Source organism: Gordonia sp. (in: high G+C Gram-positive bacteria) (assembly GCF_049647785.1).
In the GTDB taxonomy this organism is placed as follows: Bacteria; Actinomycetota; Actinomycetes; order Mycobacteriales; family Mycobacteriaceae; genus Gordonia.
The window spans coordinates 1-26,871 of sequence record NZ_JBARYI010000079.1 but is presented as its reverse complement, the minus strand read 5'-3'; the positions used below and the strand labels follow the sequence as shown (position 1 = coordinate 26,871).

At 63.2% G+C, this 26,871-nt stretch carries 24 protein-coding genes and 1 pseudogene; 14 read left to right on the top strand and 11 right to left on the bottom strand.

Annotated features, from left to right (window positions below; genetic code table 11):
- The first annotated feature begins 8 nt into the window (after positions 1-8).
- From WBA38_RS13150 to WBA38_RS13135, 4 genes are all read left to right on the top strand, one after another.
- Positions 9-1,217 (top strand): M50 family metallopeptidase, encoded by a 1,209-nt coding sequence (locus tag WBA38_RS13150; protein ID WP_424322875.1) that lies wholly within the window; start codon positions 9-11, stop codon positions 1,215-1,217.
- A gap of 179 nt (positions 1,218-1,396) precedes the next feature.
- Positions 1,397-2,530 carry a flavodoxin-dependent (E)-4-hydroxy-3-methylbut-2-enyl-diphosphate synthase gene (ispG, locus tag WBA38_RS13145; RefSeq protein WP_424295276.1) on the top strand — a complete coding sequence of 378 codons (1,134 nt, stop codon included), beginning with the start codon at positions 1,397-1,399 and terminating at the stop codon, positions 2,528-2,530.
- 69 nt (positions 2,531-2,599) lie between these two features.
- Positions 2,600-3,436, top strand: a complete 837-nt coding sequence (locus WBA38_RS13140; protein ID WP_424295268.1) for a GNAT family N-acetyltransferase — start codon at positions 2,600-2,602, stop codon at positions 3,434-3,436.
- A gap of 31 nt (positions 3,437-3,467) precedes the next feature.
- The gene (locus tag WBA38_RS13135; RefSeq protein ID WP_424295266.1) at positions 3,468-5,312 is read left to right on the top strand and encodes a penicillin-binding transpeptidase domain-containing protein; all 1,845 of its coding nucleotides are present in this window, start codon (positions 3,468-3,470) and stop codon (positions 5,310-5,312) included.
- A gap of 45 nt (positions 5,313-5,357) precedes the next feature.
- Here the strand turns inward: WBA38_RS13135 and WBA38_RS13130 are convergent, their stop codons facing one another.
- The 3 genes from WBA38_RS13130 to WBA38_RS13120 are packed head-to-tail and all read right to left on the bottom strand — an operon-like array spanning position 5,358 to position 8,231.
- Positions 5,358-6,158, bottom strand: a complete 801-nt coding sequence (locus tag WBA38_RS13130; protein WP_424295264.1) for a heme ABC transporter ATP-binding protein — start codon at positions 6,156-6,158, stop codon at positions 5,358-5,360.
- Positions 6,152-7,201 (bottom strand): FecCD family ABC transporter permease, encoded by a 1,050-nt coding sequence (locus WBA38_RS13125; protein ID WP_424295274.1) that lies wholly within the window; start codon positions 7,199-7,201, stop codon positions 6,152-6,154. The genes WBA38_RS13130 and WBA38_RS13125 overlap by 7 nt, the downstream gene beginning before the upstream one ends.
- Before the next feature lie 25 nt (positions 7,202-7,226).
- Positions 7,227-8,231, bottom strand: coding sequence for a heme/hemin ABC transporter substrate-binding protein (locus tag WBA38_RS13120; RefSeq protein ID WP_424322874.1), 1,005 nt, complete (start codon positions 8,229-8,231; stop codon positions 7,227-7,229).
- A 96-nt stretch (positions 8,232-8,327) separates the two neighbouring features.
- On the opposite strand from WBA38_RS13120, the gene map reads away from it, so the two are divergent.
- Both map and WBA38_RS13110 read left to right on the top strand, forming a co-directional pair.
- Positions 8,328-9,194 (top strand): type I methionyl aminopeptidase, encoded by an 867-nt coding sequence (gene map, locus WBA38_RS13115; protein ID WP_424295260.1) that lies wholly within the window; start codon positions 8,328-8,330, stop codon positions 9,192-9,194.
- 96 nt (positions 9,195-9,290) lie between these two features.
- Positions 9,291-10,118 carry an alpha/beta fold hydrolase gene (locus tag WBA38_RS13110; protein WP_424295258.1) on the top strand — a complete coding sequence of 276 codons (828 nt, stop codon included), beginning with the start codon at positions 9,291-9,293 and terminating at the stop codon, positions 10,116-10,118.
- 15 nt (positions 10,119-10,133) lie between these two features.
- Here WBA38_RS13110 and WBA38_RS13105 read toward each other — a convergent pair whose 3' ends face one another.
- Together WBA38_RS13105 and WBA38_RS13100 are read right to left on the bottom strand one after the other, a co-directional pair.
- A complete protein-coding gene (locus WBA38_RS13105; protein WP_424295256.1) occupies positions 10,134-11,567 on the bottom strand; it encodes a mycothione reductase in 1,434 nt (477 codons plus the stop codon).
- A complete protein-coding gene (locus tag WBA38_RS13100; protein WP_424322873.1) occupies positions 11,528-12,559 on the bottom strand; it encodes an alpha/beta hydrolase in 1,032 nt (343 codons plus the stop codon). The genes WBA38_RS13105 and WBA38_RS13100 overlap by 40 nt, the downstream gene beginning before the upstream one ends.
- A 150-nt stretch (positions 12,560-12,709) precedes the next feature.
- Here WBA38_RS13100 and mqo point away from each other — a divergent pair, with 150 nt between their 5' ends.
- A complete protein-coding gene (mqo, locus tag WBA38_RS13095) occupies positions 12,710-14,227 on the top strand; it encodes a malate dehydrogenase (quinone) (protein ID WP_424322872.1) in 1,518 nt (505 codons plus the stop codon).
- 33 nt (positions 14,228-14,260) lie between these two features.
- Positions 14,261-15,883: a GAF domain-containing protein gene (locus WBA38_RS13090; RefSeq protein ID WP_424295252.1), complete on the top strand. Its 1,623-nt coding sequence runs from the start codon at positions 14,261-14,263 to the stop codon at positions 15,881-15,883.
- 21 nt (positions 15,884-15,904) lie between these two features.
- Here the strand turns inward: WBA38_RS13090 and WBA38_RS13085 are convergent, their stop codons facing one another.
- Positions 15,905-16,558: a response regulator transcription factor gene (locus WBA38_RS13085; RefSeq protein ID WP_424322871.1), complete on the bottom strand. Its 654-nt coding sequence runs from the start codon at positions 16,556-16,558 to the stop codon at positions 15,905-15,907.
- Positions 16,559-16,656: 98 nt separating this feature from the next.
- On the opposite strand from WBA38_RS13085, the gene WBA38_RS13080 reads away from it, so the two are divergent.
- The 3 genes from WBA38_RS13080 to WBA38_RS13070 are packed head-to-tail and all read left to right on the top strand — an operon-like array spanning position 16,657 to position 19,344.
- Positions 16,657-17,637 (top strand): acyl-ACP desaturase, encoded by a 981-nt coding sequence (locus tag WBA38_RS13080; RefSeq protein ID WP_424295293.1) that lies wholly within the window; start codon positions 16,657-16,659, stop codon positions 17,635-17,637.
- A gap of 31 nt (positions 17,638-17,668) precedes the next feature.
- A complete protein-coding gene (gene cobA / locus WBA38_RS13075) occupies positions 17,669-18,892 on the top strand; it encodes a uroporphyrinogen-III C-methyltransferase (protein WP_424295295.1) in 1,224 nt (407 codons plus the stop codon).
- Entirely contained in the window at positions 18,889-19,344 is a 456-nt protein-coding gene (locus WBA38_RS13070; RefSeq protein WP_424295296.1) for a hypothetical protein, read from the top strand. Before cobA ends, WBA38_RS13070 begins: the two co-directional genes overlap by 4 nt.
- A gap of 120 nt (positions 19,345-19,464) precedes the next feature.
- Here WBA38_RS13070 and WBA38_RS13065 read toward each other — a convergent pair whose 3' ends face one another.
- From WBA38_RS13065 to WBA38_RS13050, 4 genes are read right to left on the bottom strand one after another with little or no spacing between them, the layout of a single operon-like run.
- Positions 19,465-20,244 carry a polyprenol monophosphomannose synthase gene (locus tag WBA38_RS13065; protein WP_424322870.1) on the bottom strand — a complete coding sequence of 260 codons (780 nt, stop codon included), beginning with the start codon at positions 20,242-20,244 and terminating at the stop codon, positions 19,465-19,467.
- A complete protein-coding gene (gene lnt, locus WBA38_RS13060) occupies positions 20,225-21,889 on the bottom strand; it encodes an apolipoprotein N-acyltransferase (protein WP_424322869.1) in 1,665 nt (554 codons plus the stop codon). Before lnt ends, WBA38_RS13065 begins: the two co-directional genes overlap by 20 nt.
- Positions 21,841-23,451 carry an amidohydrolase gene (locus tag WBA38_RS13055; RefSeq protein WP_424322868.1) on the bottom strand — a complete coding sequence of 537 codons (1,611 nt, stop codon included), beginning with the start codon at positions 23,449-23,451 and terminating at the stop codon, positions 21,841-21,843. Before WBA38_RS13055 ends, lnt begins: the two co-directional genes overlap by 49 nt.
- Before the next feature lie 59 nt (positions 23,452-23,510).
- The gene (locus WBA38_RS13050; protein ID WP_424322867.1) at positions 23,511-24,107 is read right to left on the bottom strand and encodes an FxsA family protein; all 597 of its coding nucleotides are present in this window, start codon (positions 24,105-24,107) and stop codon (positions 23,511-23,513) included.
- A gap of 77 nt (positions 24,108-24,184) precedes the next feature.
- On the opposite strand from WBA38_RS13050, the gene WBA38_RS13045 reads away from it, so the two are divergent.
- Positions 24,185-25,084 carry a precorrin-3B synthase gene (locus WBA38_RS13045; RefSeq protein WP_424294590.1) on the top strand — a complete coding sequence of 300 codons (900 nt, stop codon included), beginning with the start codon at positions 24,185-24,187 and terminating at the stop codon, positions 25,082-25,084.
- 24 nt (positions 25,085-25,108) lie between these two features.
- Here WBA38_RS13045 and WBA38_RS13040 read toward each other — a convergent pair whose 3' ends face one another.
- Complete coding sequence (locus WBA38_RS13040; protein ID WP_424322866.1) at positions 25,109-25,858, bottom strand: SDR family NAD(P)-dependent oxidoreductase; 750 nt, start codon at positions 25,856-25,858, stop codon at positions 25,109-25,111.
- A gap of 62 nt (positions 25,859-25,920) precedes the next feature.
- Here WBA38_RS13040 and WBA38_RS13035 point away from each other — a divergent pair, with 62 nt between their 5' ends.
- Both WBA38_RS13035 and WBA38_RS13030 read left to right on the top strand, forming a co-directional pair.
- Entirely contained in the window at positions 25,921-26,343 is a 423-nt protein-coding gene (locus WBA38_RS13035) for a pyridoxamine 5'-phosphate oxidase family protein (RefSeq protein ID WP_424322865.1), read from the top strand.
- 167 nt (positions 26,344-26,510) lie between these two features.
- Positions 26,511-26,871 (top strand): annotated as a pseudogene (locus WBA38_RS13030) (HNH endonuclease); the annotation flags it as partial.

Sequence of the window (26,871 nt, the reverse complement as noted above, 5' to 3'; positions counted from 1 at the left end):
GAGAGTTAGTGAGCTTGGTGCTCGGCGTCGCACTGTTTGCGTTGGCCCTATTGATCTCTATCGCCTGGCACGAGCTCGGCCACATGTGGGCGGCGCAGGCGACGGGGATGAAGGTCCGGCGCTACTTTGTCGGCTTCGGGCCCACCCTCTGGTCAACCAAACGCGGTGAAACCGAATATGGCGTAAAAGCCCTGCCGCTGGGCGGATTCTGCGACATCGCCGGGATGACGCCGCACGAGGAACTGACCGAAGACGAACGCGCTCGCGCCATGTACGCGCAGCCCACCTGGAAGCGCCTGGTGGTGCTGATCGCCGGGCCAATGCAGAACTTCATTCTCGGATTCGTGCTCGTGTTGATCCTCGGACTCGGCTGGGGACTGCCAATCATCGGAAACCTGCCGGTGTACGCCAAATCCATGGAGTGCGTGGCCCTCACGACAGATGCGCAGGGCAAGCCAGTCGAGTGCACCGGACCTGCGCCTGCTGCGGGCTCGGGATTGCAGATCGGCGATCAGATTCTGGCCGTTGACGGTGCGACCGTCGCCGGCCCGTCGGAACTAATTCAAGACGTACAGAAGGCTCACGACAGTGTTGTCTTGACGGTGAAGCGCGGGGACGAGCAACTCGACCTCACCGTGCCCGTCACTCAGGTGCAGCGGATGGTCGCGAAAGACGGTGAGGAACCGCACGCTGCGGAAGTCGGGGCCATCGGCGTCGGGCTCGACACGAAGTACACCAACGAATACAACGCGGTCACCATCTGGGGCGGTGCGCTCAGCTTCACCGGCGACATCTTTGCCGAGACGTTCAAGGCCCTTGTGGCCCTCCCATCTAAAATTTCCGGCCTCTGGGACGCAGTGACCGGAGGTCAGCGTGCCGCCGACAGCCCAGTGAGTGTGGTGGGTGCGTCGGTGCTCGGCGGGCAGGCTGTCGAACGCGGCCTGTGGGATGTGTTCCTGGGCCTGCTGATGAGCGTGAACTTCTTCCTCGGCCTCTTCAACTTGGTTCCGCTCCTGCCACTCGACGGCGGGCACATGGCAATCGCGCTCTACGAGAAGGTTCGCAACATCTTCCGACGCTGGCGCGGTCTCATTCCGGCTGGCCCAATCGACTATTACAAACTGTTGCCCGTCACATACGTGGTGGTTGTCGTGATGGGCGGCTTCATGCTGCTAACGCTGACCGCCGACGTGGTGAATCCGATCAAGGTCTTCTAGCTCGAAGGGCGATTTCACGGCGTAACCAAAACGGTCGCCGCCCGTGATGAGGCTCCCACCACCTCTACGGTGCTGACTGCGGGGTCCGCCGGTACTGTTGATAGCGAATATGAGGAGTGATGTCTGTGTCGACAACTGCTGGGTCTAATGGTTCCGGTCCGATTGCGGTAGGACTCGGTATGCCCGCCGGGCCACCGCCTGTGCTGGCCCCGCGGCGTCAGACGCGGCAGATCCATGTCGGCAAGGTTGGCGTCGGTAGCGACTTCCCGGTGTCGGTGCAGTCGATGTGTACCACTAAGACTCACGATGTAAACGCGACGCTGCAGCAGATTGCGCAGCTCACGGCCGCCGGGTGCGACATCGTTCGCGTAGCCTGCCCGCGCCAAGAGGATGCCGACGCACTCGCCGCAATCGCCAAGAAATCGCAGTTGCCCGTCATCGCGGACATTCACTTCCAGCCGAAGTACATTTTTGCGGCTATCGACGCCGGCTGTGCCGCAGTGCGCGTCAACCCGGGCAATATTAAAGAATTCGACGGCCGCGTGAAAGAGGTCGCCAAGGCGGCAGGCGACGCTGGTATCCCGATTCGGATCGGCGTCAACGCCGGATCGCTCGATCAGCGGCTGATGAAGAAATACGGCAAGGCCACTCCCGAGGCGCTCGTTGAGTCAGCACTGTGGGAAGCTGGCCTGTTTGAGGAACACGGCTTCGGCGACATCAAGATCTCCGTGAAGCACAACGACCCAGTCATCATGGTCGAGGCCTACCGTCAGCTCGCCGCCCAGTGTGACTACCCGCTGCACCTCGGCGTCACCGAGGCGGGGCCGTCGTTCCAAGGCACCATCAAATCGGCCGTGGCATTCGGCGCGCTTCTCGGTGAAGGCATTGGCGACACGATCCGCGTGTCCCTTTCGGCACCGCCGGTCGAAGAGATCAAGGTGGGCGATGCCATTCTGCAGTCGCTCAATCTGCGCCCACGGAAACTGGAGATCGTGTCGTGCCCGTCGTGCGGCCGCGCCCAAGTGGACGTCTACAAACTGGCTAACGAAGTCACCGCCGGGTTGGAAGGCCTCGATGTGCCGTTGCGCGTGGCAGTCATGGGCTGCGTCGTCAACGGACCGGGCGAAGCTCGCGAAGCGGACCTCGGTGTTGCCTCTGGCAACGGCAAGGGACAGATCTTCGTCAAGGGTGAAGTCATTAAGACCGTGCCCGAGGCGCAAATCGTTGAAACTCTGATTGCCGAAGCGCTGCGTATCGCCGAGGAATCAGGGGAGACTGGTAGCGGCGGCAATCCCGTCGTAACGGTGGGTTAGTTACTCGCTGGATTGACAGCAAGCCGATGTGGCAAACGTCCTTGCGGGTGTTTGCGGGGAGGTGGGGACGTGCTCGGGACGCTTGGCGAACATCCGCTCGGTGCAAAAGACGCTGACGCTGTCTCCCGTGCCCTTGACCTCAACCCGGTGGCATCTTGCATGGTGTCCGCGCGCGTCGAAGCCTACGGACTCTCGCCACGATTCCTCGGCGGCGAAATGTGGTCGGCCTCCCGACCCGCGGACTCACTCGCGTTTTCCGGTGCCAATCTGATGCCACTCATCGGTAGCGCCGTTGACCTCGGCATTTTCGCTGAACGTGCGCTCGCTGGCCCGCGCATCTGCTCGTCGATCGTTGGTGCCGCCGACCTCGCCATGCCACTGTGGGGCCTCCTCGGTCCAGTGTGGGGACCACCTCGTGAGATCCGCGACGATCAACCGCTGCTGGCATTGCACGGGTACCCGGAGATTTCGCCGGACCCGAACGTTCGCCTGGTCACCATGGCCGACCTGGACGTCTACTTCCCGGCGGCAGTCGAAATGTTCATCGGCGAAGTAGGGATCGATCCCTGCATCAACGACGGCGGGCGGTCGTACCGGCGACGCCTGGCCGCACTAATTTCCGCCCGGCGAGTTTTCGCCAGGTTCGACGGCGACCGCGTGATCTTTAAAGCAGAAATTGGATCAATGTCACGCAAGGTCGGCCAGATTCAGGGTGTCTGGGTCGACCCAGAATGGCGAGGTCGGGGACTCGGGACCATCGGTACCGCAGCGGTGGTCGCCGCTATCGCACGCCAAGGGCGCACGTCGAGTCTGTACGTCAACAGTTTTAACCACGGCGCTCGCCGCACCTATGCGAAGGTCGGCTTCCATCAGGTCGGCACGTTTGCGACTGTGTTGGTCGACTGATCATCGCTTGAACCCCACTAGAATCTGGGCAATGCTGTCATCCGCTGTGCTCCGAAATCGCTCATCGCGACCCCGTTGGCTGGTTGCAACATGCCTGCTGACGGCGCTTGTCCTGGCGGGTTCGTTGACGGCGTGCGCAACCCAAGAAGACGGGCCACGATCGGCAGCCCAGGCGTTCCTCGACAAGTTTGCCGCGAAAGATTTCGACGGAGCGGCGTCGTTGACGACCAATCCCAATCGTTCGGGTCCGCAGCTTAAGCAAACGTGGGAGGGGCTGGCAGCTACCGCGATGACCGCGTCGACCGGTCGCGTCAGCATTAACCAGGACGTCGCGGACGTTCCCGTCAGCTACACCTGGACGTTGCCCGGCAATCACCAGTGGCAGTACGATGCGACGGTTTCGATGGGACGGGACGACACTGGTTGGTCGGTGAGGTGGAAGTCGTCGGACATCCACCCCAAACTTGGTGCTGACCAACAGCTTTCATTCACTCAACTGGCACCGCCTCGGGCCGCGGTCAACGAATCAGACGGTTCGGAAGTAATGGTCGACGGCACCGTTACCGGCATCTCGTTCGATGCCGCGGCCGCCGCTGCGGGCGGGAGTGTGATTGATTCCGCGCATCGACTCGTCGGCACGCTGGGGCCGCTGATCCCCGGACTCGACGCGCAGGCGATCGCCGAGAAGGCCACCGCCCAAAGTGACCCGTTGCCGATTGGTCGGATTTCGTCGGGCGACTTCGACCGACTCCGCGATCAACTCGCTGTGCCGGGAATTCTGACCGCAGACCAATCGATCCTGATGCCGCGTGATCCCGGCTTTGCGCCGTCCGTGCTGGCCGAAGTCCGCGACCAAGTCGGCGGTGAGTTGACCGGTGTCAGCGGGTGGCGAGTTTCGGTGCTGAACCCGAATGCGGTGGTCGCCGATGTGGTGGCTGACGAAGCCGGAAAACCTTCCCCGGCAGTGTTGCTGTCGTTGTCACGAACCGTCCAAGATGCCGCTCAGCGTGCCGTTAATGCTGTCGCCGGGAAGCAGGCGATGCTCGTTGCGCTGCAGGCTTCGACCGGCAAAATTCTCGCCGTCGCCCAGAACCGAGATGCCGATCGCGACGGCCTCATCGCCGCTTCCGGGCAGTACCCGCCGGGTTCGACGTTTAAGATCGTCACCTCGGCTGCGGCCTTCCACGAGAACATGGTGAACCCCGACTCGACGGTCCCGTGCCCCGGCGAGATTGAGATTGGGCCGCGCACTATCCCGAACTACGATGGCTTCTCCCTGGGGCCGGTGCCGTTGCGGACCGCTTTTGCGCAGTCGTGCAATACGTCATTCGCCGATTTAGCGAGCCGGATGGGACCGACTGACCTCACACATGCCGCGGCGGCCATGGGGTTGGGTGCCCAATACGACGTCCCCGGGCTGACGGTGAAATCCGGGTCGGTGCCCGTCGAACCGGAACTGGTGGCACGCAGCGAAGACGGATTTGGTCAGGGCAAGGTGCTGGCCAGTCCCTTGGGCATGGCGCTCGTCGCCGCAGCGGCCCAATCTGGCAAAGCGCAGATCCCGACACTGATTGTTGGTCGAAAGACGACCGTGACCGGACCGCACGCCACCTTGTCCGACGACGTCTATCAACGACTGCGCCCGATGATGCGGGCCGTCGTCACCGAGGGCACCGCGACCTCGATCGCTGGCGCGGGTGAGGTCTTCGGAAAAACCGGTGAGGCGGAATTTGCGGGCGGCTCGCACGCTTGGTTTGCCGGCTATCGCGGTGACATCGCCTTCGCCACCCTGATCGTTGCTGGCGGCGATTCCACCAACTCCGTGAACCTGACTCGCGACTTCTTCGCTGCGATCCCCAATAACTACCGGCCGTAGCGACAGCCGTCGAACCGGCGTAATTCCCGGTTTCAGGCGTGACAACTAGCGGGCGGGTGTGATGAGCCGTTCACCAGTTTCCGGGTGATCCCAGATGAGGACCGGGTGGTCGTAGGTGGTGCTCAGCAGTTCGGCGGTCATGACCTCTTCGACGGAGCCGGTCGCCAAGAGGCGGCCGTCCTTCATGACAGCGACTCGATCGGCGTAAGCGGCAGTCAACGACAGGTCGTGGACCACCAAGATGATGGTGGCCCCGGCGTCGGCGCGACGCTTCAGGATTGTCAGGACCTGCTCGGTGTGGCCAATGTCGAGCGCCGCCGTAGGTTCGTCGAGCATGACGACCGGGGTGTCCTGGGCGAGCGCCCGTGCCAGCGAAACCCGTGCCTGCTGTCCACCCGAGAGTTGGGTAAACGGGCGATCGACGAGATCGCCAAGTTCGCACTCGCTGATCGCGGCCGCGATGATTTCCGGCGATCGCAGTGCCTGATCGGTCCGCGTCCACGGAAAGCGGCCCATTTCGACGACTTCGCGGACCGTAAACGGAATATCATCGCGATTTTGCTGTGTCACCAGCGAACGGGTCCGTGCCAGCGAACGCGCGTCGGTCCCATGAACATCCAGATCGCCAATGCGAACCGTACCCGCGTCGGGGGAGCGGCTGCCCGACATTGCCGCAAGCAAGGTCGACTTGCCGGAACCGTTCGGTCCGACCAATGCCAAGATCTGTCCCGGAAGCGCGGTGAGGTCGATCCCGTGCAGAATCTGACGGCGGTTGATCTGCACGTCAACGCCGCTCACGACCACCGAGGTCCGCGTGATGGTCGGCTCGTAGGAGTTCTCTACCATCGTCCCGCCGCATTCCGCTGACGGAGCAGCAAGAAGAAGACCGGTCCGCCGATCAGAGAGGTCAGCATGCCCAGGGGGAGTTCGCCGTTGGTCATGGTTCGCGCCGCGAGATCGGCGGCGGCAATCACCAACGCGCCGCCGAGTGCGCTCGCGGGCAGGAGATAGGCATGTTTGGGGCCCACCAGCAGGCGCATCACGTGGGGAACGATCAGACCGACGAACATGATGATGCCGGTGAATGCGACACCCGCGGCAGTCAGCATTGCCACCAGGACGATGACCTGTCGTCGAACAACTTCGACGTTGACGCCCAACGAGGCGGCCTGGACTTCGCCGAGAGCCAGAAGGTCGAGTTTCTTGACCAACAGGATGCCGCCAGCCAGTCCCGCTAACGCGAGCGGCGCGACGATCTTGACCTGCGTCCACGACACGTTGCCGGCGAGGGAACCGAGCTGCCAAAACACAATCTGCTCGCGTGCTGCAGTCGACGCCACGTAGGTCAGGTAGGCGATGATGCCGAGTGCGAAAGCGTTAACTGCGATGCCGGTGAGGACCAGCATGATGGTCGATGAGGCACCGTCACGGATGCTCAGCAGGTAGACGCCAGCAGTCGTAATGAGCCCGAAAACGGCGGCAGCGCCAGCGATCGCCCAACTATTGGATCCGGTGCCGCCAATAACGATCACCAGGCAGGCACCGACCGCTGCGCCGGAGGAGACACCGATGATGCCGGGTTCGGCCAGCGGATTAGCCAGCACCCCTTGCAGCAGGCAACCCGCCGTGCCGAGGGCAAGACCGACCAGCAAACCCAGCAGAATCCGCGGGAACCGCGATACCCAAAGAGCGTTCTCGCCTTGCGGGTCCGACGGTAGGGGACCAATGTTCAAATGCCAGTGGTGAGCGATGGACCCGAGCACCTCGGCGGGGGAAACGTAAACCTGACCGTTGCCTGCGGAGAACACGACGACGACCCCGAGCAGGATTGCCGTGCCGACCATCACCCAAATGGCGCGTTTGCTGATCTTCGACGCGCCCGCGACCATCCGTGCCCGGAGGGTCGGCGCGTCATCAGGCATAGATCGATTTTGCAAGAGCACTGAGCACCAAGCCTGTATTGGGACCGAATACGAGGATCTGCGTTTCATCCATCTCGATGACCCGGCCAGCGCGGCCAGCCGAAGTCGCAGCGATCGAGGGCAATTCTAGAACCTTGTCCATACCGCCGACAGAATCGGCACCCTGCGTCATCACGAGGATCACGTCGGGGTCGGCGCGGACCATCGACTCGACGCTGACCTGGGTAAATGCCGCCTTCATTCCGGCTTTGGTTCCGGCGTCGACGCCGCCAAGTGCGGTGATCAGATCATCTGCACCGGATTCGGGACCACCGAGCAGCATTAAGTTGGGCCCGCGGATATAGACAAATCCAATGGTCGGGTTCCCAGACGGGTTCGGGATCTGCCTGCGGGCAGCCTCAATCTGCTTCTCGGTGCGTGCCACCAACTTCTCGCCGGCCGCCGGGACCCCGAGTGTCTTGGCGACGGACCGGATCAACTCCGAATCGGTGGCCATCGATCGCTCTCCGGTGAACACCGCGACCTCGACATTGGTGTTGCGCAACTGGTCGACGGCGCCGGGCGGGTTGGCGTCGTCCGTGACCAACACGATCGACGGATTCTGTGCCAAGACCCGTTCGGGATTGATGGTGTGCCCGGTTTCGGTGACGTATGGCAACTGCGCGGCGGCGGGAAACGTCGTCGACCGGTCGCGGCCAACAACGTGCGGGCCCAATCCGAGGGCATAAACAATCGCAGCGAGGGTGCCGTTGCGATCGATGGCGATGATGCGATCGGCGTGGGGACCGGGCGTCGCATCGGTGTCGATTGGAACAACATCCGCCGTGGGCAGCATGGCGGTCGTTGGACCGTTGCGCAACGTTGCGCTGGTCTTCGCGGCCGCGGCGTTCCCTGTATCGAGCGGTTCTGTGGTGCACCCGGACAGTACTGTGCCCAACACCAACAGGAGAACCCCAACAAAGACCGTCGACGCCGCGGACCGGGAGGGAGTCGCCACCTGAATCCGCCTTGTCGTTCTGAAGCTTGTGTTAGGCACACCTTACTGTCTGATCGGGTGGCGATGCACACCGGTGCGGTCCGTAGAATCGCTCACATGACAGTTCGCGCCCCCCTACAGCCCGGAATTATCTCGCCGACGTTGCCTGTTCCCGACACGATCGAACGTCCCGAGTACGCGTGGAAAGACACCGTCAACGAGGGCAATGAGCCGTGGGTGCAGACGCCCGAAATAATCGAGAAAGTGCGGGTTGCGAGCAAGATTGCGGCCAATGCGCTCGCCGAGGCCGGGAAGGCGGTGCGCCCCGGGGTCACGACCGACGAACTCGACCGCATTGCCCACGAGTACATGGTCGATCATGGCGCCTATCCGTCGACGCTGGGCTATAAGGGCTTCCCGAAGTCGTGTTGCACATCACTGAATGAGGTGATCTGCCATGGGATTCCGGACTCGACGGTGATTCAGGACGGCGACATCGTCAACATTGACGTGACCGCATACATCGATGGGGCGCACGGCGACACGAATGCCACGTTCCTGGCTGGCGAGGTGTCACAGGAGGCGCGTGATCTCGTCGAGCGGACCCGTATCGCGACCGAAAGGGCCATCAAAGCGGTGAAGCCGGGCCGCGAACTGAACGTTGTCGGGCGCGTCATTGAGGCTTACGCGAACCGCTTCGGGTACTCGGTTGTTCGTGACTTCACCGGGCACGGGATTGGTGAGACCTTCCACAACGGCCTCATCGTGCTGCACTACGACCAACCCAACGTCGACACGGTGTTGGAGCCGGGGATGGTCTTCACCATCGAACCGATGATCAATCTCGGTGGCCTCGGATGGGAAATGTGGGACGACGACTGGACCGTTGTTACCAGCGATCGCCGATGGACCGCGCAATTTGAACACACTCTCGTGGTCACTGATACCGGTGCTGAGGTTTTGACGCTGCCCGACGAGAGCTAACGCTCGCGCGGTGTGAAGGTCGTCTCGACGGGTATTGGTTGGACAGGTTGGTCGCGGACCGCCCCGCTGTCGGCTCGGTCGACATATCCTGTCTGGGTGACGACCTCGCGCCTGACGGCAACCCACGACGGACTGACCTTCGACGTAGAAGAGAGCGGCCCGGCCCGTGGGCCGTGGGTGGTTCTGCTGCACGGTTTTCCGGTGAATTCGCAATGCTACGACGAGGTGATTCCCCGCCTGCACGAAGCTGGCCTGCGGACCCTGCGCATCAACCAGCGCGGATATAGTCCCGGTGCTCGACCCGATGGGGTCGACGAGTACCGGTTGGAAAAGCTGGTCGATGACGTCAGTGAGATTTTGATTCAGCTGAATATCTCGTACTCGATGATCGTCGGACACGATTGGGGCGGGATCGTCGCCTGGCATTTGGCAGCAAAGTACCCGGACCGGTTTACCGGGCTCGTCGCCGCCAGTACCGGCCATCCCTCGGCCATGCGCGATGCGCTCGCAGTCGGTGATGACCAGCGCCGACGGTCGGCCTACATCAAGGACTTCATCGCCGACGGGGCCGAGGAGAACCTCCGGGCCCGTGACGGTGTGCTGTTGCGCAAGGCGGGCGTTCCGAAGGAAGAACTCGCGCCGATTCTGGAACCGGGCGCGCTGACCGGGCCCCTCAACTGGTATCGCGCCAACTTCACCGGCGATGTTGCCGCCAACCTAGCGTGCCCGCCGGTGGAGATCCCAACGACGATGGTGTGGAGCGACGGCGACGCTGCACTGGGCCGCGAGCAGGCCGAGTTCAGCGGACGCTACGTCTACTCCGATTTCCGCTTCTCCGTCCTGGAAGGTGTCGACCACTGGATTCCGGAGAAGGCTCCGGCGGCCTTGGCCAGCGAAATCGCGCTCCGCTCAAATCGCTTCTGATCGCGGCCGCAGCTGCTAATCCAGCTCAAGACCGAGCAGCGCGTTCTCCAACACCTCGGGCATCGCGGGGTGGATCCAATACTGGCCGCGGGCCATGTCGCTGACGGTGAGCCCGAAGTTCAATGCCTGAATGACGGGCTGGATCACCGTCGATGCTTGCGGTCCCATGATATGCGCCCCGAGCAGTTTGCCCGTGGCACGGTCGGCGACAAGTTTGCAGAAGCCCGTTGTGTCTTCCATCGCCCAGCCGTAGGCGACGTCACCGTAGTTCTGGACCTTGACCGCAACATCGTGGCCCTTGCGGGCTTCTTCCTCGGTGAGTCCGACTGCGGCGATCTGCGGATGAGTGAACACGGCGAATGGCACGTACCGATGGTTGAATCGGTCGAGATTGTCCGCATGCCAACCCTTGAGTAGGTTCTCGGTGACCACCCGCTGCTCATGGTTGGCCACGTGCTTGAGTTGGAATGGCGAGCTGACGTCACCGAGCGCCCACACATTCGGTGCTGGCGTACGCCCGTGTGCGTCGACCGGGACGCGACCGTCATCGAGCAGATCAATGTTCAACGAGGCCAAGCCCAACTTGTCGCCATTGGGGGTGCGGCCTGTCGCGACGAGCAGTACCTCAGAATCGATATGGGTGCCATCGGCGAAGGAGAGACGGACTCCGCCGTCCTCGAGTTGGTTTGCGCCACTGACTGTTTGGTCCAAAAGGACGTTCCACTGCGTGGCCGCGACCGCGGTGAAGCGCTCGCTGAGTTCTGCATCGAGACCGCGTAGCAGTCGGCCACTGCGGGCTACAACGGTCACCTCGGTACCCAATGCGGCAAAGACGTGCGCGAACTCGGTGGCGATGTAGCCGCTGCCCAAAATCGTCATGGTTTTGGGGAGATCGGGGAGGCGCATCACGTCGTCGTTGGTGTAGTAGCGCACACCGGACGCCGCGATCACGTCGGGGACCTGCGCGCGCGAACCCGCAGCAATCACCACCTGGCGGGCCAGGACTTGGTCGCCCGCATCGGTAATCAGCCGGTAGTAGCCCGAGGCATCGTCGACGCCGTCGAACCGCACATGCGATGAATAGACGGTGATGTTGTCGCAGCGGTCGGTCCGATACTCCCGGCCCCCAGCTGAAATGGGGTCGATGCGACCGAAAACCCGCTCCACAATGGCTGGCCAGTCCACCGAATCGACACTCGCGTGGACGCCGAACCGCTCGGACGACCGCGCCGCATCCGCAACGTCTGCGGCGTAGACGAACATCTTGGTGGGGATGCAGCCAACATTGAGGCAGGTTCCGCCGTAAATGGACTCCTCGAACATCGCGATGCTGGTGGCGTCATAACGCTCGTCGGGGATCGAGTTGCCGCTGCCGGACCCAATAATTGCCAGGTCGAAATGCTGAATGCTCACTGCTGCGCTCCTTCGCCGAACACGGTGCTCAGCCATGTCTGAACCTCGCTGAACGCGGTGCTGCGAGCGGGTTCAAGGGACAAGAAAACATCGTGGCGGGCACCGGGAACAGCGACTGCCCACACTCGCTTCCCAATCGCGCCGGACCACTGGGCAATCTGTTTGACGTCCAACACGCAGTCGGCGGTATCCACTTCGGCACCGTACGTGGTCTGGAATTGTGTCTTATCCGACCGCAGGACGAGGGCTGGGACGCCGACGTCAATACCGCGGTGCAGCCTCTTGTGACCAGCCCGAACTGCGGCCAGCCATCCGAAGGTGACGGGAAACCCGACGAGCGGTTTGCGCCGCAAGTCGTACGACCACTCGCCGTGTTTGCTGACATGCAGGCTGTCGCCGTAGGCGCTCGACAATGCGCGGGACATTTCCTTCTTGGCCTGCACTTTGCTGAGGCCCTTGATGGCGAGTCCCACCGCGCTGCTGCGTAGGAGCGCCTCGCCCTGCAGGTCGAGCCAAGGACTGTTCAACAGCAGTCCCTTGAAGTGCCGGTGACGAGCCGGGTCGGTTTTACGGAGGCGGTCCATCCACAACGGCGTGATCAGGCCGCCAGTGGAATGCGCCACGACCATCACCTGCGCGGGTGCGTTGGGGGCGGAAGTCTCTTCGACGATGATGTCGAGTGCCGCGTTCAACTCTTCGTCGTAGATTTTGAGGTCCGAAACATAGTGGGGCTGGTGATGATCGTCGAGCGACCGTCCGCACTTGCGCAGATCGAGGGCGTAGAACGCGTAACCCTGTTCGCGGAAGTAGTCGGCGAGATGGGTTTGAAAAAAGTAGTCGGTGAAGCCGTGGACATACAGAACCGCACCGTTCTGCGCACCAGAAGCCCCTTGCGCTCGCACCAGAGTCGCGTCGATCGGCCCGGCACCGTCGGGATCGTCGTGTAGGTCTAGCGTCCGAGACTGAAAGTTTTCGAGAAACTCGTCCGGATGCCATTGAGGGTTCTTGGCGATGGTCACGACGACCATCGTAGGTGTACAGCGGCACGGATGGGCGGGGAGCAGGCCGCCAGCGGGCGGTGCCCGTGCGTTAGCACCCTGTCGCGATCGCCACAATTGCCCGCACCAATGATGACTCGCTCATGGCGATGGGGAACAATGAACACCAATGTAGGAGACGTGGATCCCGTTTGGGTGGAGGAGTTCAGCAGCGTGGCCAAGGTGATTAAGACAGATGTGGCGCTGATTGGCGCAGGAATTATGAGTGCCACCCTGGGTGCCCTCTTGCGTCAGCTGGAGCCGAACTGGTCCATCAGTCTGTTCGAGCGCCTCGAGGCAGCCGCATCCGAGAGCAGTGACCCGTGGAACAACGCGGGCACCGGCCACTCGGCGTTGTGCGAGCTGAACTACACTCCGATGGACGCCAACGGCGACATTGAGATCGCTAAGGCGCTCAGCATCAACGAGCAGTTCCAGGTCTCGCGTCAGTTCTGGGCACATGCTGTCGACGAAGGCATGCTCGGCGTGCCCGACGAGTTCATCAACCCAATCCCGCACGTGGGCTTCACCCACGGTGCAGAAGGTGTTGATTACCTGCGCAAACGCCACGCCGCGCTGGCTAGTCAGACCCTGTTCGAGGGCATGGAATTCATCGACGACGCCGACGACTTCGCCAAGCGTCTCCCGCTGATGGGGGCTGGCCGCGACTTCTCCGACCCGGTTGCGCTGAACTGGTACGACCAAGGCACCGACGTCGACTTCGGTGCGCTGACCCAGCAGCTGTTGAACTACGTCGGTCGCGAGGCAGACCTGTACTACGGCCACGACGTCCGCAACCTCACCAAGCAGTCCGATGGCAGCTGGGTGGTTAAGGTCCGCAACACCCGCACCGGTGAGAAGCTTCGCGTCGAGGCGAAGTTTGTTTTCGTCGGTGCCGGTGGAGGAGCCCTGCACCTGCTGCAGAAGTCGGGTATCCCCGAGGCCAAGGGCTTCGGCGGTTTCCCCGTCAGCGGCGAATTCTTCCGTTGCACCAACCCCGACGTCATCGCCGAGCACTCGGCCAAGGTGTATGGCCAGGCCGCCGTTGGCGCACCGCCGATGTCGGTGCCGCACCTGGACACTCGCGTCATCAACGGTGACCGCGGCCTCCTGTTCGGACCGTATGCCGGTTGGTCGCCGAAGTTCCTCAAGACCGGCGGCATCATGGACCTGCCGAAGTCGGTGAAGCCGAACAACTTGATCCCGATGATGTCGATCGCGCCGCAGGAATTTGGTCTGCTCAAGTACCTGATTTCCGAACTCGCCGCGAGCCCGATCGATCGCCTGCACACGTTGCAAGACTTCGCGCCGCGTGCTGTCGGAGAAGATTGGGAACTCATCACCGCTGGACAGCGCGTCCAGGTGATCCGCAAGACGGGCGTCGGCGGCAGCCTCGAGTTTGGCACCGCAGTTGTCGCCGCTGGCGACGGCACTCTCGCCGGCCTGCTGGGTGCCTCGCCCGGTGCGTCGACCGCGGTTCCCGCCATGATTTCGGTGCTGGAGCAGTGCTTCGGTGACCGGTTCGACGGTTGGAAGGGTGCGCTGACCACGATGATTCCGTCGTTCGGGCAGAAGCTGAACGACAATCCGGCGCTGTTCCGCGAGATGTGGGATTGGACCAACAAGAGCCTGCAACTCACCACCCACGATCAGGATTAACGCACACCAAACGATGGCTACAGGGGTGCCGCGATGAGTCACAGACGAGATCTGGCTGAGGTTCACGCGGCCCTCGACGCCCTCGCTTCGGCGAGCGTCGACGATCCAACAGCGCTGCGCGACCTGCTCGAGGCCGTGATCTTGGTGGGTCACGGACTGGAGCTTGACCAAGCGCTCCAGCGGATCGTCGAAGTGGCCGCTGATGTCCTTGATGCCCGGTACTGCGCGCTCGGTGTGCGCGGCCCGGAATTGAGCCTTCAAGCATTCGTCAACACCGGTATCGAACCGGAAGTTCGGGCGACAATGGGCCAACTGCCCGTCGGCCACGGCGTGCTGGGCGTTCTGCTGCATCACCCGGAAGTCCTTCGGATTCCGAAGCTTTCCGACCATCCGGCCTCGGTGGGTTTCCCGCCCAACCATCCGCCGATGGACACATTCCTCGGTGCGCCGATCATCGTGCGAGACGAGCTCTTCGGCAGCATCTACCTGACTGAAAAGCAAGGGCAGCCAGCGTTTACTGCGCTCGATGAGAAGATCGTTGCCGTGTTGGCGGTCGCCGCGGGGATCGCCGTTGACAATGCGCGAGCTTTCGAACGCGCTCAGGCGCGGCTCCGCTGGATGCAGGTCATCGCCGATCGTGGCTCTGAACCCCTCGCGGGCACCGACCTCACGAGAACGCTGGACGGATTATGCCGCGACATTTCGGCGTTGACCGGTGCCGTCGACGTCATGATCATGTCCGGCAGCGAAGTGGTCGGGCATACCGGATCCGAACCGGACACTGAAGACCTCCTCAATGTCGTCGACCCCGATGGCGAAGTAGCCAGCGGCAGGCTGATCTTGCGTGAATTGGCGGCCGGCTCCCAGAAGTGGCTGCGACGCGGAGCCCGCTGGGTCACCGTCCAACCCTTGCAGGCCGGACAGGGGACCAGTGCCATCGTCCTCACCAACGTCGACCGGCGGTATTGGACCGGCGAAGAAGTCGCCGGGTTGCAAGGGGCGGCGCGAGTTGCGTCGTTGGCGCTGGCCTACGCCGACCAGCAGCAACTGGCACACGACCTGCAACTCCTCGAAGACCGGCACCGGATCGGCCGGGATCTCCACGACCTGGTGATTCAGCGGCTGTTCGCGATCGGAATGTCGTTGCAGACAATGCAGGCCACGCCCGTGCGCGACGAAGCACGCATGGAGCAGGTCATTACCGACCTGGACAGCACCATCGCGCAAATCCGCACGTCGATCTTCGACCTGCAGGGTATGCCGTCGCACGGTGGGGCGGTGACCCTGCGACGCCGCGTGCTCGACGTAGTTGCCGAACTGGCCGCCCATGCGCCGATCATGCCGAGTGTCACGTTCCACGGGCCGGTCGACACCCTCGTGCCCGACGCCCTCGGCCCGCACATCGAAGCGGTTCTGCGGGAAGGGATCTCGAATGCCATTCGACATTCGGGTGCCGAACAGATTGCCGTGCGAATCGTGGCCGACGACGTGGTTGTTGTCGAGATCGCCGACAATGGCCGCGGTATTCCGCCGTTGGCCGAGCACTCCGGGCTGTCGAACTTGAACCGGCGCGCCGACGACTGCGACGGCGTGTTCACGATCGCTAGCTCTGCGGCGACCGGCACCACGCTGACCTGGACCGCGCCGCTGCAGTAGGGCCGTCGGTCTTGCCGAGGTCTACCGGTCTTTCGACCGCAACTCCGTCGCGAGCACTGCCACCTGCGTGCGGCGCTGCATGTCGAGCTTCGACAAGATTCGGGAAACGTAATTCTTAATCGTCTTCTCCGCCAAGAACATTCGATCGGCAATCTGCCGATTCGTCATGCCCTGGCCAATCAACGTGAAGACCTCACGTTCCTGGCCGGTCAGACGAGCGAGGGGATCGGATGGTTCGCCGTCGCGCAGACGCGTCAGAAGCGCCGCCGTACTGCGGTCATCGAGTAGCGATCCGCCAGAGCCGACAGTCCGTACCGCGGCGATCAGATTGTGGCCGAGAATCTGCTTGAGAACAAAACCGGACGCACCGGCGAGCACTGCGGCCAGGAGAGCGTCGTCGTCGGCGTAACTCGTTAGCATCAGACAGCGCACGGACGGCTGTTGACTGCGTACCGACCGGCACAGTTCCACACCGTTGCCGTCGGGTAGTCGTACATCCAGGACCGCGACGTCGGGGGAGGTCGCGGCGATCCCGACCTCGGCTTCGGCGACCGTGGCGGCTTCGCCGACCACTTCCAGATCGCCTGCGGTGCTCAGGAGATCGCGCAAGCCCCGGCGAACCAATTCGTGGTCGTCGACAAGGAAGACGCGATATTTGCGTTGGGGGTCAGCCATGCCACCACGCTACAACAGGCAACTTCGCGACTGGTGGCCCAATCCTAAAGGGACCTTTGCCCCCTGAAAATCCTGGTGGAAACCATGAAGCTGGGAACATGACCACTCTGATTGGAAAACCAATGAGCGGGAGCGACCTGCTCCGCGAACTTCTTCCCGTGTGCGAGACCGAGGTTGAGCGGCACATGAAGATGACCCGCGATTGGAACCCCCACGACTACGTCCCGTGGGACGACGGTCGCAACTTCGCCGCTCTCGGCGGCGTGGATTGGGATCCGGAGCAGTCGCAGCTGTCGGAGACTGCGAAAGCCGCGATGATCACGAACCTGCTGACCGAAGACAACCTGCCGTCATACCACCGGGTCATTGCCGACAACTTCAGTCTCGACGACGCCTGGGGCTACTGGGTGGGCCGCTGGACTGCCGAGGAAATGCGACATTCGATCGTGATGCGCGACTACCTCGTCGTGACGCGCGGGGTTGATCCCGTTGAGCTGGAACAGACCCGTATGGCGCACATGATCGGCGGCTTTAATCCGCTGCCCGAGGACGACGGCATGCGCGATCACAGCTACGACATGCTATTCGCCGTCGCCTACGTCTCGTTCCAGGAACTGGCGACTCGCGTCAGTCACCGCAATACGGGCAAGGCCTGCGGCGACCCGATCGCCGACCGGATGCTGCAGCGTGTCGCCGCCGACGAGAACCTGCACATGCTGTTCTACCGCAACGTGGTCGCTGGCGCGCTCGACCTGGTGCCCGACGAAGCCATGACCGCGATCTATGCGATCGTCGCGAACTTCCAGATGCCCGGCGCAACCATGCCCAACTTCCGCCGCAACGCAGTGCTGATCGCGAAGGGCGGCATCTACGACCTTCCCCAGCACATGACCGAAGTGGTGATGCCGGTGCTGCGCAAGTGGCGCATCTTTGAGCGGACCGACTTTGGTCCGGTCGGCGAGATGTACCGGGAAAAGCTTGCCGATTTCCTTGGCGAAATGGACATTAAGGTCGCTCGTTTCGAGGCATCGCGCGAGCGTGCCCTGGACCGGCAGCGACGACGCGGCGTGCCCGTCTAGCGATACCGGGCCACCGGTAGGCTGGTACCTCATGCAAGCCCATTACCTCGCTGGCCTGGATTTGAGCGGTCGCAAAGTGGTCGTCGTCGGTGGCGGCAGTGTCGCTCAGCGGCGCCTCCCCAACCTGATCGCCTCCGGTGCCGATGTACATGTGATCGCGATCGACCCCACGCCATCGATTGAGTCCGAGGTGGCGGTGACGGTTCACCGTCGGCCATACGCCGACGGTGACCTCGACGGGGCCTGGTATGCGATGGCATGTACCAACGATCCTGAGGTTAACGCCGCGGTGGGCACCGAAGCCGAGTTGAAACGGATCTTCTGCGTCCGTGCTGATGATGGCAAGGCGGGCACAGCCGTCACCCCCGCATCGGGTGTCTACCGCGACTTGCGTTTTGGGGTGCTCGCCAACGGTGACCACCATCGGTCGGCGGCGGTGCGCGCGGCCATCGCCGAGGCTCTCTCCGACGGCACCGTGCTGAAGATCGACAGCGATCGTCACCACGCTGCGGGTGTGGCTTTGGTGGGTGGCGGTCCCGGTGACGCCGACCTCATCACCGTCCGCGGTCGCAAGATGCTTGCCGAGGCCGACGTTGTCGTCGCCGATCGACTCGCCCCGTTGGCACTGCTCGATGAACTCGGACCCCAGGTGGAGATCATCGACGCCGCGAAGGTGCCCTACGGGCGCGCCATGCGGCAAGAAAAGATCAACGAGATCCTCGTCGAACGTGCCAAGGCCGGTAAGTTTGTCGTCCGACTCAAGGGCGGCGACCCGTACGTCTACGGTCGTGGTTTCGAGGAACTGCAGGCGTGCGTGGCCGCGGGCGTACCGGTGACGGTCGTCCCCGGCATCAGTAGTCCCATTGCTGCTCCCGCTTTGGCTGGCATCCCGGTGACGCATCGGAGCGTGACGCATGAGGTTGTCATTGTCTCCGGGCACGTCGCACCGGACCATCCGGACTCGCTGACCAACTGGACGGCGTTGGCGCAGATGCGCGGCACCATCGTGCTGATGATGGCCGTGAAGCGGATCGACGACTTCGCGACGGCACTGCTCGAGGGTGGCAGACCTGCCGATACGCCGGTCGCCTTTATCGAGAATGCCTCGCGCCCCGATCAACGTCTGCTGCGCACAGATCTTGCCCACGCGGCGCAGACCGCAACCGATGAGAAATTGATTGCCCCGGCGATCGCCGTGATCGGCCCCGTGGCGGGGTTCACCGACGCCGAACGAGTGGTGGAGTTTACGCAATGACAGCACGTGTGGCTGCTGGAATCTCCGGGATCTTGCTCCTGTGCGCGGCGATTGGCTCGTGGACCCTGCATCCGGCAATTACTGCCGTCATCGTGGGGTTTGCCGTCGTCGTGATGTCGCTGTGGCAGGTGTATCGCAAGCGCGCGGGAATTGAGCCGCTGCCGTCGACGGTGTGGACAACTTATGTGTGGCCGTTGACCTTCGGTGGTTTGGCAGTGGTCGCGTTGAACGGCTGGATTTACCGCATATCGGCCGACGCGGGTACCGACTCTGGCGAACTGCAGATGATCGTCGGACTCCTCACCGGCGTCGTCGGTATGGCTTCGGCGTACGGCTATGGCCGCATCCAGGCACAGAAGGCGCAACTCGGCGAAGTCGTCGAAGTGAACCTGGCCGACGACAAGAGCAAAGAAGTCGACGACCAACAGTGGTTCTTCCCGCAGTCGAAGTAGCCCCCGCACCCCGTCCCCGGCCGTTCTCGCATGATGCGTTGATTCCCGCACTATGTCAGACATAGTGCGGGAATCAACGCATCATGCGAGAACACGGAAACGGGGTGTGCGGGGTGGGTGCTACTTCTTGCCGCGGAGGCGGTCGAGGCGGCCTTGGATGCCCCAGCGGGCGACGTTGATGAAGGATTCGGCGATGACGCCGCCGTCCATCTTCGACTCGCCGATCTCGCGTTCAGTGAAGGTGATCGGGACTTCGAGAATCGTGAAGCCATTCTGCAACGACCGCCATGCGAGGTCGATCTGGAAACAGTAGCCCGCCGACTCGACTTCGGTGAGACCGATCTTCTCGAGCACTTCGCGTCGGAAGGCGCGGTAACCGGCGGTGATGTCCTTGACCTTGGCGCCGAGGGCCAAACGAGCGTAGGTGTTCGCGCCCTTCGATAGCACTTCGCGGCGCTTCGGCCAGTTGACGAGTTCCCCGCCCGGAACATAGCGCGACCCAATGACGAGATCGGCCCCCGAGTTAATGCCGTCGAAAAGTCGATGCAACTGCTCGGGCGCATGAGAGCCGTCGGCATCCATCTCGACAATCACGGCGTAGTCGCGATCGAGTCCCCAGGCGAAACCGGCTAGATAGGCCTTGCCGAGGCCGTCTTTGGCCGTCCGATGCATCACATGGATGCGCCCTGCAGCGTCATCGGCGGCAAGCCGGTCAGCGATATCGCCTGTACCGTCCGGACTTGAGTCGTCGACGACCAGAACGTGAACGCCCGTCTGCGACGACAGCAGTCGCTCGACGATGAGTGGCAGGTTGTCGCGTTCGTTGAACGTCGGAATGACGACGAGTGCGTTCTCACCGTTCGATCCAACGATGCGCGATTCAGGTTGCCTGCTGGCCATCGTGCTCCTTTGTCGTGGCCGATCCCCTCCGACCGGCTAACACATCGAGGCTAGTGCGTCCACGCAGCGCGTACAAAAATGCGACCGCGGTTAAGAGGACCACAAAGCGTTGTGGCCAAGGTCCAAATCGGACTGCGAGCGTGGTTCCGGTCCGCAACTGCATCTTCTCCTGCAGCAGGTCGGGGGTAAAAATCCCGCTGCTTGAGATCAGCGAGCCGTCTGGCGCCACCATCGCGCTAACGCCACTCGTGGCCGCCACGACGACGCTGCGCCCAGTCTCGACGGCTCGCACCTGAGACATCGCCAATTGTTGATAGGACATGTTGGTCCGACCGAACGTCGCATTGTTGGTTGGGACAAACAGGAACTGCGCACCTTCACGGACGGACTGTTGGGCGGCGCGATCGAACGCGACCTCCCAGCACGTCGCCACTCCCATCACGACGTCTCCCTTTTCGGTGGGGACGTCAAGGACCACGGGCCCAGTACCGGGTTGGAAGTCGCCAGCACGGTCGGCGTAGGACGAAAACAGGCGGAAGAAACTCCGCCACGGCAGGTACTCACCGAACGGTTGGACGATGTGCTTGTCGTAGCGCCCGGACGGTTCGGCGTCGGCGTATCCGTCGCGTGCGCTCCACAGCAGCACTGAGTTGGTGGGGCCGTCGGGCCCGGGAATCCAGGTACCGAAAGCAATGGGCGCACCGACGGCGGTGACTGCGGCGCGAATACTCGCGGCAGCGTCCGGGTAGACGGTTGGCGGCACGTCGGCAGCATTCTCCGGCCATAAGACCAGGTCCGGCTTAGTCCGGCTACCGTTGTTGACCTGCTCGGCCAGCCGGAGCGTTTCCCGCGTGTGATTATCGAGGACGGCACGCCGCTGGGCATTGAAGTCCAGGCCCAGTCGAGGCACATTGCCTTGTACCGCGACGACGTCCAACTCCCCCGACTTCGAGGTCAGCGGACTGCCGGTAACAGCGAGAACGGCACCGAGGCCCAACGGCACGACTACCGCGGCCACGGCGACTAGCGCGGTCCCATTCCGGACAACGCTGGACCGGTCGTCAAGGAGGCGAATGATCAGCGCGACGGCCGCGGCGCCAGTGAGTGCCACCGAGAACGCCACACCCGGAACGCCGATCACCGATGTCAACGGAAGGTACCAGCCCTCGACTTGCCCAAACGCCGTCCGACCCCACGGAAATCCGCCAAACGGGAACGCTGAGCGAATCGTCTCGACACTCACCCAACTGAGTGCGAACCAGACCGGGCGGAATCGCAGTCGCATGGTGACTGCGGCGAGGGCGCCAAATAGGGCCAGGTAACCCGCCATGACGGCCGACAGCGCAATCCAGGGAACTGGTCCCACGTACTCCCCTACCCACGGGATCAGGAGCAGGAAGAAGGCGAGGCCGTAACTGAAGCCGGAGCCAGCACAGCTTCGGACGGACGGTTTGCCGACCGCCATCGTCGCGTACAGCAGCCCCAACGAAATTGGCGCTAACCACCACGTGTGGTGAAACGGTGGGAACGTCAGGTACATCAGGCCGCCCGCGACCGCGGCGACCACAACCCGATGCCACCATCGAATGCTGTCGGTCACGCGCGGGAAAAGATCTGTTGCCCGTTTGCGACGGTTTGTACGCATTCGGGGAGACGGGCATCTTCGTCGACTGCCGGTAGTGCGGGCACCCGCGAACGTGGATCGGTGGACCATCGCTGAACGTTCTCGGTCGATGCTGCGACGACGAGTTCATCGACGTCCCACACCGCATAGTGTGCTGGTGCGCCGGGGACGAGGGTGCCGGTGAGGCCGTCGTTAATGCCTGCGGCGCGCCAGCCACCGCGGGTGGACGCAGCGAAGGCGGCACGGGGAGATATCGAGTTCTCCTCGGTCCGGTGATGCGCTGCGGCGCGGATCGTGGCCCAGGGATCAATGTCGCATACTGGTGAATCGCTGGAAAGTGAGAGTCCCACACCAGCTTTCGCTAGCATCGCGAAATTGTTCAGGCTGGTACGACGATCGCCGAGGCGGGCCGCATACAGGTCGTCGGGTCCGCCCCAGGCTGCATCGAACAGCGGTTGCATGCTGGCGACGGCACCGCAGCGAGCGAACAGTTCGGCTTGTTCCTGCGTCACCATTTCGGCGTGTTCGAGGCGATGGGCGCAACTCGCCAACGCTGGGGTGCCGAGTTCTTCGGCGAGGATTGTCAGTGCGGTCGCAACAACTCCGGCAGCGGCGTCGCCGATCATGTGGAATCCGGCCTGAACGCGGAGTTGGGTGGTGGCTCGGAGGTGGTCGAGGATCACTTGCTCGCTCAGGTAGCTGATCCCGCTGGCGGCCGCGTCCGCGTAGGGCTCGGTGAGCCACGCGGTGCGCGAGCCGAGGGCACCGTCAACGAAGAGGTCGCCGCCGAGCGCATCGGCACCGGTACGCTCCAAGATCGCCTTCACTTCGTCAGTCGACGACGCGGCTTCACCCCAGTACCGACGAACACTAACCCCGTGATTGAGGTCGGCGATAGCGCGGAAGTCGTCGAGGCCGCCAATATCGGGGCCGCCGTTCTCGTGAACGGCAACCACGCCCCGCGAGGCGGCGTAATCGAGGGCCCGCAGTCGGGCGCGCTGCCGGATGGCCGGGCTCATGAGGTTGCGGGCCGTGGATCGGACGCGATGGTGTGCGTCGGCCACGAGGGGCTGCTCAGCGGAGAATCCGTTCTCCGCTTGCAGATCGGGCACCATTCGCCGCAGCGCGCTCGAGGCCGCCGCAGAGTGTTCGTCGATCCGTGCCAGGTAGACGGGACGGTCGCCAGCGATGGCGTCGAGATCGGAGGTAGTTGGGGGCTGGTCTTGGCCAGCATCACCGGTCCAGGCTGAGGCATCCCATCCCAGGCCCCAGACGAGGTCGTCGTCGTGCGTGGCGAGGTATTTTGCGAGCTGCTGGAGGCAGTCAGCGCGGTTGGTAGCACCAGACAGATTGAGTCCGCCGAGGGCGATGCCGGTGTCGGTGAGGTGCACGTGCGAATCGACGAACGCCGGACTCACGAACCTCCCTGCCAGGTCGACGACCTCAGCGTCCGGATGCAGTGCGCGGCCGACGTCGTCGGACCCCACCCACACGATTGTTCCGTCGGTCACTGCCATCGCCGTGGCGTCGGGAACTGCCGGCGATGAGTAGACCATGCCTCCGAGGAGTAGCTGCGTGCTCACGTGGGCCATTCTCCCAGACGTCCGACAGTCAATTCGGTCGCCGTCCGGTGATGTGTGACTCAGGCGGCTGGTGAATCAGGACGCGGATGCGGATGGCGCGCGTCGATTTCCGGGAGGTCGATGTAGACGGTGCCGTCGGCGTTGCGGACGGTGATGTCGTCGACAGTGCTGGCAGGCGCATCGACAACGTCCTCAACGGACCCGTCGATATATCCGCTCCCGTAGGAGAAGCGACGGCCGCGTGAGCCGCTGCCACCGCTTTGGAAAATGTTGGGTCCGAGAATGCCTGCTCGCTGTGACATCGAGACGAAGCGGCGCATCGCGACGGCATCAGCGACAGGACCAGCCAGTTTCCGGACCGGCTTCGCCATCAACAGCAGGCCAATGATGCTGGACACAGCACCGGGAACGATCGTCAAAGTTCCGGCCATCGCGTAGAGCGCCGCATTGCCAATTGGCGAATCGGGGACGGTCGGGGCGGTTTTGGCGGTACGCCAGTTGTCGCCCAGGCTACGAATTCGGTTCCCGAGCACCAGGTAGCCAACACCCATCACCGCGATCGTGATGAACAGCGCCCACAAGAAACCGAAGAAGTGGACCATGGCCCAGAAGGCGGCAATTTCGACCGCCACGTATCCGAGGAAGATGTACATCATGTCTGGTTAACGTTCGAGCGCCCGATTTTGCTCCCGGGACCCAGAGAAGGCTGCCAGCCTCTCGTACGCTGGAGCATGTGACTATCCCCGGAGATTTCGCCATCGCACCGTCCGAAGACGGTCATCGAGCGCGAATCCGGTTGCTCCACGGTCTGATCGAGGCGGCCAACTTGGATGCAATCGCCGTTGCCGCTGACGATCACGAGATCTCCCATTTGGAGTTGGGCGCGCACGGTGAATTGTGGTTGCACGGCATCAAACCGGAATCCGTTCGGGCGTTGACGGAACGGCTGCACGACGCTGGCCTGGTGGCTAGCGACTCACCCGACCGGACCCACACCATCGAGGTGTCATCGCTGAGCGGACGTATCGGCGGTCTGGCCGACGTATGGGCCGCAGCTGCAGAACTCGGGCATCGGGCCCGCCAGCGCGCCGGATCAGGCGATCTGCCTGCGGAAATCACTTTTGGCTTCGACGACGGTCACGGCGATGTACTGATGCGGCAGATCGACATCGTCACCGTTGCTGTCTCGAGCGAAGAAGCCGAACTAGTCGTTGCCGGGCAGGCCACGGGGCGGATTGTTCCGGTGGCGGAAGCTCCGGCGGCCATGATTACCGTCGCCGAGGCCTTTGCCCTGGGCGGTGCTGCGGGCATGGTCGAGCGTGCGAAAACGCTCGGTCGCGCGGATCTCGCCGACCACACGGAACGAGTCGCCCGTACACAGCCAACCGTCCTCCCGACGATTGGCTGGTTTACCCAAGCAGACGGGCGAGTTCTGCTGGGTGCAGTCACCGAGTCGGGGCGACTATCGCCGCGGCAGGCGCAGTTCGCTGCGGCCATCGGAGTACCCGTCCTATTCACTCACGACCGCGAGATTGTGATCGCCGACCTCACCGAAGGCGTGGCCGAGACGGTCGTGCGGGTTTTGGCGCCGATGGGCTTCATTTTCGACGCCGATGCCGCCTCGAAGCAGTAGCCGAAACTCCCGCCGGGGACCGATCTAGCGCGGCAACCGCCGCCACACGGCGCGCGGCAGCATCCGCATACCGAAGAACATCGGGCGCAGGATCCCCGGAATCCAGACCTCTCCCTTGCCTTTTCGGTACGCCCTAGCGACAGCGTCGGCGACTTGATCGGCAGTCCTGGAGAAGGGCGCTGGCTTCACGCCCGAATCCATCAACTCCTTGGTCATCGCACCGATCACGAATCCCGGCCGGGCCAGGAGCAAGTTGACCCCCGAGCCCTGCAGAGCATCGGCCAAGCCACTGGCGAAGCCGTCGAGCCCGGCCTTGGTTGATCCGTAAACGTAGTTCGCGCGTCGGACACGCACACCGGCAACCGACGAAAAGGCGATGATGGTGCCTGAGCCTTGTTTGCGGAGGGCAACCGCCAGCGGTGTCATGACGCTGATCTGCGCGTAGTAGTCAGTGTGGGCGATCGCCAGGGCGTGTTCGACGTCGGTTTCGGCTCGGGCGGCGTCGCCCAGAATGCCAAACGCAACAATAGCGACGTCGATGGGACTGTGCTCGGCGAACAATGATTCGATGAGCGCCGGATGCGAGGCGACGTCATCGGCGTCGAAGGTGAGGGTGGTGACGTCGGTCGCACCCGCAGCGAGCAGGGCTGAGGTTTCCTGCTGCAGGTTTTCGGGGCGGCGTGCCGCGAGGACCACTCGATTTCCGTCGGCGAGGCGAACGGCGGTCGCCACACCGATCTCGCTGCGGCCACCGAAGACGACGATTGTTCCCATTGCGTCAGTATCCCCTGCCCGCGCCGCGGGCCCCACTCCGCCTGCCGATACCGTTGAGCACTATGAGTCGCACCACCGATGATCTGTCCGCCGAAGCCCTGCAGATGCTGTCCGAGTATCACTTGGCAAGCCTGGCGACTGTGCGCGCCAATGGCACGCCGCACGTCGTGGCCGTGGGTTTCACCTTCGATGCCGAAGCTGGCAAAGCCCGAGTCATCACATTCGAGGGCTCACAGAAAGTTCGGAATGCCGATCGAGGCGGCTATGGAGCGCTGACGCACGTCGACGGTCCGCGCTGGCTAACGTTCGAGGGTCCGATGGTCGTGAAGCGCGACGCGGTATCCGTCGCCGACGGTGAGGCCAGGTATGCGGCCCGCTACCGCAAACCCCAGCCAAACCCGAAGCGAGTCGTCCTCGAGATGAGCATCGAACGAGTCCTGGGTTCGGCAGGGATGTTCAAGTCGACAGCAGATGCGCCCAGCTAGTTAGACCGAGCTAGTTACGCCCAAATCGGCGACGCCGATAATTGTCAGACCCTCGCGATAGTGTTCACACAAATAAACGAACACACAGTGAAGTGCTTCACTACAGATTCTTTAGCGCAGCTACTTCAGTGCAGCTACTTCACTAACGCCGCGAGGAGGTGAACTCGATGGACCTAACCCAGGCAATTGCCGAGGTAAAGGATCCGGCCGAGCTCGCCTCGCTGGCAAGCGCGGTCGCCGCCCAGCTCGCCAGTGCAGTGTTCACTGCTTCCACCGAGGGGCAGCTCTTGGAGACCGCGGAGGTCCTTGAGCGGGCCAACCGCCGCTTCGACGGCGCGAACTCGGCGCTGCTGGCCGAGATCTCCGATCGCGGTGCCTACCGCAAGGCCGGGTTCCTCTCGGTCCATGCGTTCCTCGCCGGAGGCCTACGCCTCGGGGATGGAGAGGCGCGGCGGCGCCGGATCGCCACCGAGGGCATCGCCTGCTTGTCGAACCTGCAGGGCGAAACTCTTCCGCCGGCGTTCCCGG

Coding starts and splice junctions, on each gene's coding strand:
- WBA38_RS13090 (WP_424295252.1), top strand. CDS start 14,261: ATGAGTCACAGACGAGATCTGGCTGAGGTTCACGCGGCCCTCGACGCC.
- ispG (WP_424295276.1), top strand. CDS start 1,397: ATGCCCGCCGGGCCACCGCCTGTGCTGGCCCCGCGGCGTCAGACGCGG.
- WBA38_RS13125 (WP_424295274.1), bottom strand. CDS start 7,201: ATGGTCGCGGGCGCGTCGAAGATCAGCAAACGCGCCATTTGGGTGATG.
- WBA38_RS13105 (WP_424295256.1), bottom strand. CDS start 11,567: ATGGCTGAGCACCGTGTTCGGCGAAGGAGCGCAGCAGTGAGCATTCAG.
- cobA (WP_424295295.1), top strand. CDS start 17,669: ATGCAAGCCCATTACCTCGCTGGCCTGGATTTGAGCGGTCGCAAAGTG.
- WBA38_RS13085 (WP_424322871.1), bottom strand. CDS start 16,558: ATGGCTGACCCCCAACGCAAATATCGCGTCTTCCTTGTCGACGACCAC.
- WBA38_RS13065 (WP_424322870.1), bottom strand. CDS start 20,244: ATGGCCAGCAGGCAACCTGAATCGCGCATCGTTGGATCGAACGGTGAG.
- WBA38_RS13050 (WP_424322867.1), bottom strand. CDS start 24,107: ATGATGTACATCTTCCTCGGATACGTGGCGGTCGAAATTGCCGCCTTC.
- WBA38_RS13035 (WP_424322865.1), top strand. CDS start 25,921: ATGAGTCGCACCACCGATGATCTGTCCGCCGAAGCCCTGCAGATGCTG.
- WBA38_RS13130 (WP_424295264.1), bottom strand. CDS start 6,158: ATGGTAGAGAACTCCTACGAGCCGACCATCACGCGGACCTCGGTGGTC.
- map (WP_424295260.1), top strand. CDS start 8,328: ATGACAGTTCGCGCCCCCCTACAGCCCGGAATTATCTCGCCGACGTTG.
- WBA38_RS13080 (WP_424295293.1), top strand. CDS start 16,657: ATGACCACTCTGATTGGAAAACCAATGAGCGGGAGCGACCTGCTCCGC.
- WBA38_RS13135 (WP_424295266.1), top strand. CDS start 3,468: ATGCTGTCATCCGCTGTGCTCCGAAATCGCTCATCGCGACCCCGTTGG.
- WBA38_RS13100 (WP_424322873.1), bottom strand. CDS start 12,559: ATGGTCGTCGTGACCATCGCCAAGAACCCTCAATGGCATCCGGACGAG.
- lnt (WP_424322869.1), bottom strand. CDS start 21,889: ATGCGTACAAACCGTCGCAAACGGGCAACAGATCTTTTCCCGCGCGTG.
- WBA38_RS13070 (WP_424295296.1), top strand. CDS start 18,889: ATGACAGCACGTGTGGCTGCTGGAATCTCCGGGATCTTGCTCCTGTGC.
- WBA38_RS13040 (WP_424322866.1), bottom strand. CDS start 25,858: ATGGGAACAATCGTCGTCTTCGGTGGCCGCAGCGAGATCGGTGTGGCG.